This window comes from Actinoplanes utahensis (assembly GCF_016862455.1).
In the GTDB taxonomy this organism is placed as follows: domain Bacteria; phylum Actinomycetota; class Actinomycetes; order Mycobacteriales; family Micromonosporaceae; genus Actinoplanes; species Actinoplanes utahensis.
In genome coordinates this window covers 1-9,233 of record NZ_BOMZ01000101.1, presented here as the reverse complement: position 1 = coordinate 9,233, position 9,233 = coordinate 1, and the positions used below count along the sequence as shown (strand labels likewise).

General features: G+C 72.6%; 9 protein-coding genes. 5 read left to right on the top strand and 4 right to left on the bottom strand.

The window, feature by feature from the left end; all coding sequences use genetic code 11:
• Positions 1-126 precede the first annotated feature (126 nt).
• A complete protein-coding gene (locus Aut01nite_RS35820; protein WP_043521614.1) occupies positions 127-621 on the top strand; it encodes an NUDIX hydrolase in 495 nt (164 codons plus the stop codon).
• Positions 622-634: 13 nt separating this feature from the next.
• Here the strand turns inward: Aut01nite_RS35820 and Aut01nite_RS35815 are convergent, their stop codons facing one another.
• The gene (locus Aut01nite_RS35815) at positions 635-1,351 is read right to left on the bottom strand and encodes a DUF2306 domain-containing protein (protein ID WP_052163072.1); all 717 of its coding nucleotides are present in this window, start codon (positions 1,349-1,351) and stop codon (positions 635-637) included.
• A gap of 133 nt (positions 1,352-1,484) precedes the next feature.
• Here Aut01nite_RS35815 and Aut01nite_RS35810 point away from each other — a divergent pair, with 133 nt between their 5' ends.
• Entirely contained in the window at positions 1,485-2,669 is a 1,185-nt protein-coding gene (locus tag Aut01nite_RS35810; protein WP_043521613.1) for a sensor histidine kinase, read from the top strand.
• Positions 2,666-3,325 carry a response regulator transcription factor gene (locus Aut01nite_RS35805; protein WP_043521611.1) on the top strand — a complete coding sequence of 220 codons (660 nt, stop codon included), beginning with the start codon at positions 2,666-2,668 and terminating at the stop codon, positions 3,323-3,325. Before Aut01nite_RS35810 ends, Aut01nite_RS35805 begins: the two co-directional genes overlap by 4 nt.
• Here Aut01nite_RS35805 and Aut01nite_RS35800 read toward each other — a convergent pair whose 3' ends face one another.
• Complete coding sequence (locus Aut01nite_RS35800) at positions 3,326-4,000, bottom strand: response regulator (protein WP_043521609.1); 675 nt, start codon at positions 3,998-4,000, stop codon at positions 3,326-3,328.
• Positions 3,997-6,303, bottom strand: a complete 2,307-nt coding sequence (locus Aut01nite_RS43975; RefSeq protein WP_052163071.1) for a histidine kinase — start codon at positions 6,301-6,303, stop codon at positions 3,997-3,999. Before Aut01nite_RS43975 ends, Aut01nite_RS35800 begins: the two co-directional genes overlap by 4 nt.
• 241 nt (positions 6,304-6,544) lie before the next feature.
• Between Aut01nite_RS43975 and Aut01nite_RS35790 the strand changes: the two genes are divergently transcribed.
• Together Aut01nite_RS35790 and Aut01nite_RS35785 are read left to right on the top strand one after the other, a co-directional pair.
• On the top strand, positions 6,545-6,979 hold the full coding sequence (locus Aut01nite_RS35790; RefSeq protein WP_043521607.1) for a DUF1707 SHOCT-like domain-containing protein: 435 nt from the start codon (positions 6,545-6,547) through the stop codon (positions 6,977-6,979).
• Between the two features lie 111 nt (positions 6,980-7,090).
• Positions 7,091-7,912: a metal-dependent hydrolase gene (locus tag Aut01nite_RS35785; RefSeq protein WP_043521605.1), complete on the top strand. Its 822-nt coding sequence runs from the start codon at positions 7,091-7,093 to the stop codon at positions 7,910-7,912.
• Positions 7,913-7,919: 7 nt separating this feature from the next.
• On the opposite strand, the gene Aut01nite_RS35780 is transcribed toward Aut01nite_RS35785, so the two are convergent.
• Entirely contained in the window at positions 7,920-9,104 is a 1,185-nt protein-coding gene (locus tag Aut01nite_RS35780; protein WP_043521604.1) for a zinc-dependent alcohol dehydrogenase, read from the bottom strand.
• Between the last annotated feature and the right edge of the window lie 129 nt (positions 9,105-9,233).

The following is a 9,233-nucleotide window of genomic DNA, read 5'->3' as shown; positions in this document are numbered from 1 at the left end:
CCGCGATCGACAAGAGGGCGGCGAATCAGCCGGCAGGGTGAGCAGTGACGACCAGCCGGAAGGAACCCGGTGCCGGGTTCCGGACCGGTGGCCCGGTGGCGGATTCCGTCGCTTAGGGTCGGCGGCGTGCCAGCTTCCGAATATGTGACCGGCCTGCGGGCCAAGGTCGGCTCCGGGCTGATCATGTTCCCGTCGGTGACCGCGGTGATCTTCAACGATCGCGGCGAGATCCTCCTGCACCAGCGCAGTGACACCGCCCGGTGGACGCTGATCGCCGGCATGATGGATCCCGGCGAGCAGCCGGCCGACGCGTTGATCCGCGAGGTCGAGGAGGAGACCTCGATCAAGGTGGCGATCGAGCGGCTCGCCGGCGTCGCCCTGCACGACGTCACCTACCCGAACGGCGACCAGTGCCAGATGCTCAACACCTGGTTCCGGTGCCGGGTGATCGGCGGTGAGGCGCGGGTCAACGACAGCGAGTCCCTGGCGGTCGCCTGGTTCGCGCTGGACGAACTGCCGGAGCTCACCCCGTACGCCCGTCACCGCATCCGCACCGCCCTCGCCGAGGACGGCCCGGCCTGGTTCGCCCAGCCCGGCGACGAGATGATCCCCGGCTGGTAGCCCCGTTCGCTGTTCACCGCGTTCGCACCGTCGCCGGCGAGACCGCCTCCGCCCGGTTCGCGGGGACCGGCACCGGCGTTCCCGAGGGCCGGCGACCCGTCGCCGCCCGGTGTGCACGGGATCGGCGGATGATCCACTCCGCGACCAGGAGATTGATCACCCAGGCGGCGGTCATCGTGCCGGTACGGCTCGCCTGCGTGACCGGGCCGGCCGCCAGGAGCCACACCGCCTGCGTGAAGAACTGTGTGCCGGCGCCCATGCCGATCGCATAGCCACGGATCATCCACGCCCGATGGCCGGTGAAGTCACGGCGCAGCACCGCGGCGAACCCGAGGACCAGCGAGAGCACCATCCACACCGCCACCACGACCCGGACGCCCAGGAGAACCACGCTGTCCACCGGGGCCGGCGGAAGGAGGACGCTCAGCCACAGACCGCTGACCGCGGCGACCAGCCCGGTGCCGAAGACGATCCGCCCGGCGGCGCGGTGCCAGCGCCGATGACGGCGGCGTACGCCCGGCGCGAACTGGAACGCGCCGAGGATCCCGAAGACGGTGACGCTGACGATGTGCCCCACCAGGGCGACAGGCGCCTGCGTGACACGGTCGCCGTCCGGCAGGACCACGGCGCCACCGGCCATCTCGGAGAGCCGGAGTCCACCGGCGACCGACGGGACCAGCGTGAGAACCAGGAGGCCGGCGGGGATCAGCCAGTTCGATGAGGACTTCATGACGTCGATGGTGGCCGCCGGGGCGGTCCGGGATCATCGGAGCGCGAGCCCGGACCGTACCGGCCGAAAGTGCGGGACGACTACCGTACTTCAGGCCAATCCGGGGAGCGAGTGCGCTGCGTACGATCGGGGCGTGCTTGAACCGCTCCGGTCGCTGCTCGCCGAGTCCCGCCCACCTGATCCGCCGGAACGAGGCCCGCGGGACTGGATGATGGCCGGCGTGGCCCTGCTGGCGGTGCTGGCGGAAGCCGGGTTCCGGCCCGGTGTCCCGGACCGCGCCGTCACCCTCGCCGTGGCCCTGGCCGTGGTGCCGGCCCTGCTGTGGCGCCGGCAGCGGCCGCTGCTCATGGTGGCGGTCGTCTTCGGCGCCGCCTTCGTGGCGCCGTTGTTCACCGGCCGCCAGCCGGAGCTGGTCTCCGGCGCCACCGTGCTGCTGCTGGCGTACGCGCTGGTCCGGTGGGGTTCCGGCCGGGAGATCCTGGCCGGCGCGGCGCTGATCCTCGCCAAGATCAGCGTGTCGGGGCTGGCCGGGGTGTTCGGTCTGGGCTGGTCGATCGGTCCCACCGACGTCGTCGCCGGGTTCGTGGTGATGTTCGCGGTCTTCGCCGTCGCGGCGGCGGCCCGCTACCGCTCCCGGCTCCGGGCGCGGGAGTTGGACCAGGCGAAGCTCCTGGAACGGGAGCGGCTGGCCCGGGACCTGCACGACACCGTGGCCCACCACGTGTCGGCGATGGCGATCCGGGCCCAGGCGGGCATCGCCGTGTCCCGGACCGAACCGGCCGGCGCGATCGACGCGCTGCGTGTCATCGAGGCCGAAGCGGTCCGTGCACTCGGCGAGATGCGGACGATGGTCCGGACGCTGCGTGGCACGGAACCGGCCGACCTGGCGCCGAGCCCGTCCCTGGCGGACCTCGCCGGGCTCGCCGGCCGTCCGCCGGAGAGCCTCTCGCGGGAGGAAGCCGCACTCCCCGGCCGCACGCCGGAGGGCCCGCCCGTGGAGGTCGAACTGACCGGCGACGTCGACGGCGTCCCGGTGGCCGTCGCCACCGCCGTCTACCGGCTGGCCCAGGAGTCGGTCACCAACGCGCGCCGGCACGCCCGGAACGCCACCCGCATCGTCGTCCGGGTCACCGCCTCCGACGAGACGGTCCGGCTGCGGGTCACCGACGACGGCGAGGGCGGCGCCACCGGAGCCGGCGGTTACGGGCTGGTCGGCATGCGCGAACGCGCGGCCCTGCTCGGCGGCGTCTGCGAGGCCGGCCCGAGCTCGGGACGGGGCTGGACCGTGACCGCCACCCTGCCCACCGGTGCGGCATGACCGTCCGGGTGGTCGTCGCCGACGATCAGGAGATCGTCCGGACCGGCCTGACGATGATCCTCAACGCCGAACCGGACATCGAGGTCGTCGGTCAGGCCGGCGACGGCCTGCGGGCGGTCGAACTGGCCCGGCGGCTGCGCCCGGACGTGTGCCTCTTCGACATCCGGATGCCCGGCGTCGACGGCATCGAGGCCACCCGCAGGCTCGCCGGCCCGGGCGTCGCCGATCCCCTCGCCGTCGTGGTGATCACCACGTTCGACCTGGACGAGTACGTCTACGCCGCGCTGCGTGCCGGCGCCCGCGGGTTCCTGCTCAAGGACGCCGGGTCGGCGCTGCTCGCCCAGGCGGTGCACGCCGCCGCGGCCGGTGACGCGCTGATCGCCCCGAACGTCACCACCCGGCTGCTCAAGGCATTCGCCGGTGCCGGACCGGCGGCTCCGGCACGGCAGCCGGTCGACCCGCTGACCGACCGGGAGGAAGAGGTGCTGGGAGCGGTCGCGCGGGGCCGTACCAACACCGAGATCGGCGCCGAGTTCCACATCAGTCTCAGCACGGTGAAGACGCACATCGCCAGCCTGATGGCGAAGCTCGGGGCCCGGAACCGGGTGGAGATCGCCATGTGGGCGTACGAGACGGACCGCGTCCGCTTCCGCTGATCAGGCCAGCCAGCCGGGACGGATCAGGCCCGCCTCGTAGGCGTAGACGACGAGCTGGGCCCGGTCCCGGGCGGCCAGCTTGATCATCGTGCGGCTGACGTGGGTCTTGGCGGTGGCCGGGCTGATCACCAGGCGGGCGGCGATCTCGTCGTTGGAGAGGCCCTCGGCGACCAGGACCAGCACCTCACGCTCCCGGTCGGTGAGCTGGCCGAGTTCCCGGGGCGGCTCGGGCGTCCGGCCACCGGCGGCCGCGGACACGAACGAGCCGATCACCCGCCGGGTCACGCTCGGGGAGAGGAGCGCGTCTCCGGCGGCCACCGCGCGTACTCCCCGCAGCAGGTCCACCGGCTCGGTGTCCTTCACGAGGAAACCGGAGGCGCCGGCGCGCAGGGCCTCGAACACGTACTCGTCCAGCTCGAACGTCGTCAGGATGACCACCCGGGTGCCGGCCAGCGCCGGGTCCGCGGCGATGCGCCGGGTGGCTTCGAGGCCGTCGACTCCGGGCATCCGGATGTCCATCAGCACGACGTCCGGCCGTTGCGCCGCCACCACCTCGACCGCCCGCAGACCGTCCGCCGCCTCACCCACCACCTCGATGCCCGGTTCAGCGTCGAGCAACGCCCGGAACCCGGCCCGCACGAGCGCCTGATCGTCGGCCAGCACCACGGAGATCATCGGTCCTGCTCCGGTCGCGGGCCGCCCCACGGCGAGGGCAGGATCCCGCTGCCCTGCCGCGGGGGAACGGCGCCGCCCGGTGGAGGTGGAGTCCACACGTCGGTGGGTGGGGGCGGAACGTGGACGCCGCTGCCGAGGAGAGCCGGATGCACGGGTGGCGGCGGTGGCGGGTCCGACTGCCGAGGCGGCACGAGGTTGAGGAAATGCGGATAGCAGAACCGCGGCCACGCCGACGGAGGGCCGAACGGGGAGTCGGTGCGCGCGTTCTCCGGCCATACGCCCGGCCGGGGGATCAACGGCGAGGCGTTGAACGGTTCCATCGGCGAGACGGGCCACTCGTCCGGGGGTGTCTCGAACGACGGCGGGCCGTACGGCGGAACGCTGCTCGGCTGCGGCTCCGTCGACAGCACCACGGAGACCGCGAAACCGCCGTAGGGGCCCGGACCGGCGAGCAGGTGCCCGCCGAGGCTCTCCGCCCACGCCCGCATCCCGGCGATGCCGTCGCCCGCTGAACCGGCCGGCGGCCAGTGCGCCGGAACGTCGCCGGAGTTGACGACGGCCACGTGTACGGAGTCGTCCCAGCAGGAGGCGTCGACCACCGCGGTGGCATCTGGACCGGCATGCCGGCGCGCGTTGGCCAGCGCCTCGCGGACGATCCGGCACACCACCCGCTCCACGTCGGCCGGGATCTCCCGTCGTTCGCCGTGCTCCCACACCTTCACCGGCAGGCCCGCGTCGGCGGCCAGCTCGTGGAGGCGGCTCGACCATGCCGGCGGTGACGGTGGGGTGGGGAACCGCACGCCCTCGGCGACCGGTGCCGGACCCGGGCTAGCGGACGGATCGTGGGTGACACGGTCCGCGGGGCGGTGGATGTGGGTGAAGGGCGAGGGCGAGGGACCGTTCGTCACGGGTAGCGGCTCCGCGGGGTCGGGGATGGCGGCGGGCAGGGGCTGGGCGGCCAGGACGGCGAAGACCTGGAAGCCGTCGTCCGGGTCGGCGCGGGTGTGGACCCGGCCGCCCAGGCTCTCGGCGCGGGCCCGCATGCCGGTCAGGCCACCGCCCGGCAGGTCGGACCGGGCGGGTGTCCGGGTCGTGTTGGTGATCGTCAGGTGCAGGTGGCCATCGCCGTAGTCGATCTCGAGCAGCGCCTTCGGATCCGGGCCGGCGTGCCGGCGGATGTTGGTGAGCGCCTCCTGCACGATGCGGTAGGCGGCCCGGTCCACCTCGGCCGGCAGCACCCGCGGTGTCCCACTGATCCAGGTGCGCAGCGGGAACCCGGCGCCGGCGGTCAGGTCGGCGAGCCGGCTCAGGCCCGGCGCGGGTTGCCGCGGCGCCTCCTCGCCCTTGGTCCGCAGGGAGCCGAGCACCGACCGCACCTCGCGCAACGCCTCCGCGCTCGCCGTCTTGATCGCGGTGAGCGCCTCGCGCGCCTGCTCCGGCCGATCGTCCATCAGGTGCAACCCCACTCCGGCCTGGACGTTGATCAGAGAAAGGTGGTGCCCGAGCACATCGTGCAACTCCTGCGCGATCCGCAGCCGCTCCTCCGAGGCCCGGCGGCGCTGCTGTTCCTCCCGGGCCCGTTCCCGCTCCTCGTGGGCGTGGGCGAGGGCGGCCATCTGCGCGGCACGGACCCGCGACACCGATCCGAGCAGGATCGACGCGGCCGGCCCGACGGCGGCGAGCACGATCTCGCGCAGGTCGGGCCGCACCTCGGCGGGCAGACCGAGCGGGCCGGCCAGGGCCACGGTGACCAGCAGGTAGCCGGCCCAGGCGGTGGCGGCGGCGATCGCGGCGGCGGCCGGCCGGCCGAGTTTGGCGATGTTGAACAGGGCGATGGCGGGCGCGACGGCGTACATCCAGTAGGGCTCGGCGAACGTCGCGAACAGGATGGACGCGGCCGTGGCGACCACGAGGACCCCGATCGGGAACCGCCGCCTCCAGACCAGCGCGAGCGGCCCCACCAGCAGGAGCGTGTAGTAGAGCGGACCCGCGGCGAGACGGACGTAGCCTTCGTCGGCGAGGCCGCCGGTCCCGGCCAGGTGGAAGATCGAGGCCGCGATCGCCCCGCCGGGCGGCCAGTCGGCGTGCCGCCGGCGTCCCTGCCACGATGGCCGGCCCCGCCGGCCGGTGGGCGGCACGACGGCCGGCTCGTCGCCATCGCTCGCCGGCGCCTCGACCGGCCGCCACGGCGCACGCGCCTCCCGGCCGAACCGGCGCCAGGCCGCGTGGGCCCGGCGCCGCGCATCCGAGGACCGCGCCACCGGTGACGGTGACGGCGGGTGGCGGGTGCCCGGATACCTCATGCGCCGAACCTACGTCACCCCTGCGCCCGGGACATCGGACCGAGGTCCCGGTCCCCGGTACGCCCACTGGCTTACGGCGGGCCCGGCCCCTACTCCGAGGGGCGTACGCGCGGGCTCACCGCACGGCCCGATCTGCGCCGAACAGATGCGTCCCCGGTCCGACGCGCCCGCCGCCCGCATCGCCGACGCTGGATGGCAGAACCGGCGACCCGCCGGCCGCCGAGGGAAGAGGAGACGGACCATGCAACCCAACGGATCGACCAGGACCCGGGTACGCAGTTCGGATGTCGAGCGTGAGCAGATCGCCGAGATCCTGCGCGCCGCCATGGCCGAGGGCCGCCTCGACCTGACCGAGGGCGAGGAGCGCCTCGCCGCCGCGTACGCCGCCACGTTCCGGGACGAGTTGCAGCCGCTGACCGCGGATCTCCCGGACGGGGGCCGGCAGGCTCTGGCCCGCACCCCGGGCGCCCGCGCCGCGACACGCCGGTCCCTGCGCCGGCATGCCAGTTTCATCCTGATCGCCGCCGGTGTCCTCACCGGTCTGTGGATGCTGTCCGGCGCGGACTTCTTCTGGCCGATGATCCCGCTGATCTTCCTGGTCGTCGGCCTGTTCAAGCATGCCCGCTACGGCCGCTGGCACCCGGAGCACTCGTTCGGCCACTGGGTCCGGCACTGACGCAACGCTGTCGGGTGGCCGACCCCACGCGCGACACGCTCCCCCAGTCGTTGATCTTCTTCGTTCCCTCTGCCACAGTGGCCGAGTTTTGTTCGGGGAGGGACAACGCACATGATGGGTCCGTCGCACGCGTTATCCGGCGCGGCCGCCTGGCTGGCCGGCAGTTGGGCGCTCGACCAGTTCGCCGCTGTGAGCCAGTCGCCGCTGGAGGTCGCGGTCGGCACGGCGATCTGCGCGGGTGGCGCGCTCGTGCCCGACCTGGACCTGTCCGGCAAGGTGACCCGCAACCAGGGCGGGGCGACGGTGGCCCGCACGTTCGGGGTGGCGTCGCTGTTCGTGGCCGAGGTCGTGGAGAAGTTCTCGCTCGGCGTCTACACGGCGACGAAGCTGAGCCGGGATCCACGGCGCAACAACGGGCACCGCACCTTCACGCACACGCTGCCGTTCTGTGCCCTGATCGGCTGGGGCACCACCGCCCTGGCCGACAGCTACGGGTACTGGGCAGTGATCGGCATCGTCTTCTTCATGAGCGGTCTGGCGCTGCGCGGCCTGTTCGACGAGTGGGCGGAGCGGGCCGGCTGGGTGATCGTCACCCTGGCGTCGGGTGTGATCGCGTGGTTCACCGCCGCCAACCTGCCCAGCGACAGAGGTTATCCGTTGCTGGGCCTGGCGGTCGGCGTCGGCTGTTTCGTGCACATCCTCGGCGACATGATCACCAAGAACGGGGTGCCCATCCTCTGGCCGATCCCGATCAAGCGTCGCATGTGGATGATGGTCGGGATCCCGAACAGCATGGCCGTCAAGGTCGGCGGCAAGGTCGAGGTGATCGTCCTGCGGACCGCGTTCACCGTGATCGCGCTGCTGTCCATCGCCGGGCTGTTCGTCCCGGGCGTGCTGGAGCGCTTCAACCTCGACATCTGGGCGAGCAAGTAGGACGGGCCTACGGCTTCAGGACGACCTTGATGCAGCCGTCCTCCTTCTTCTTGAAGGTGTCGTAGGCCTGCGGCGCCTCGGCCAGCGGCAGCCGGTGGGTGACCAGGTCGTCGACACCGAGCGGGTCGTCGACACCGGTGAGCAGCGGCATCAGGTCGTCGACCCAGCGCTTGACGTGGGCCTGGCCCATTCGCAGGGTCACACCCTTGTCGAACAGGTCCATCATCGGGAACGGGTCGGCGTTGCCGCCGTACACGCCGATGATCGAGATGGTGCCGGCCCGGCGGACCGCGTCGAACGCCGTGCGCAGGGCGGCCATCCGGTCCACGCCCATGGCCTCGGTGGCCTTGCGCGCGATCGGATCGGGCAGGGCGCCCGCCGCCTTCATCGCCGCGGACTGGAACGGTGAGCCGTGCGCCTCCATGCCGACCGCCTCGATCACCCCGTCGGCGCCACGGCCGCCGGTGAGCTGCCGGACCGCGTCACCGATGTCGTCGACCGTACCCATGTCGATGGTCTCGATGCCGTTGCGCTCGGCCATGGCGAGCCGTTCCGGAACGCTGTCGACCGCGATGACCCGCGCGGCGCCGAGGTGCCGGGCGATCCGGGCGGACATCTGCCCGATCGGCCCCAGGCCGGTGACCAGGATGGTGTCACCGGGTTCGACGTCGGCGTACTTCGCGGCCTGCCAGGAGGTGGTCAGCACGTCGGACAGGAACAGGTAGCGTTCGTCGGGGTGGCCGTCCGGCACCTTGATCGGGCCGAACTGGGCCTGCGGCACCCGCAGGTACTCGGCCTGGCCACCGGGGACCTGGCCGTACAGCTTGGTGTAACCGAACAGCGCGGCGCCCTTGCCCTGCTCGCGCACCTGCGTGGTCTCGCACTGGGCGAAGAACCCGCGGGAGCACATCCAGCAGTGCCCGCAGGAGATGTTGAACGGGATCACCACCCGGTCACCGGGCCGGATGTGGGTCACCTCGGGGCCGACCTCCTCGACGATGCCCATCGGCTCGTGGCCGAGGACGTCGCCCTTGTCGAGGTACATCCCCAGGACGTCGTACAGATGCAGGTCGGAGCCGCAGATCGCGGTCGATGTGACCCGGATGATCGCGTCCGTCGGCTCTTGGATCTTCGGATCGGGAACGGTCTCCACGGACACCTTTCCGGTGCCCTGCCAGGTCAGTGCTCGCATACTCAGGCCATGCCCGCTGGAACCCGTTCCAATCCTCGCGCTACCGGGGATCGTGAGCCACCGCCCACGATCCCCACCCGTCGATCCGACCTCACCGACCAGGCTGCTGCCCGGTTGCGGCAGGCGGCG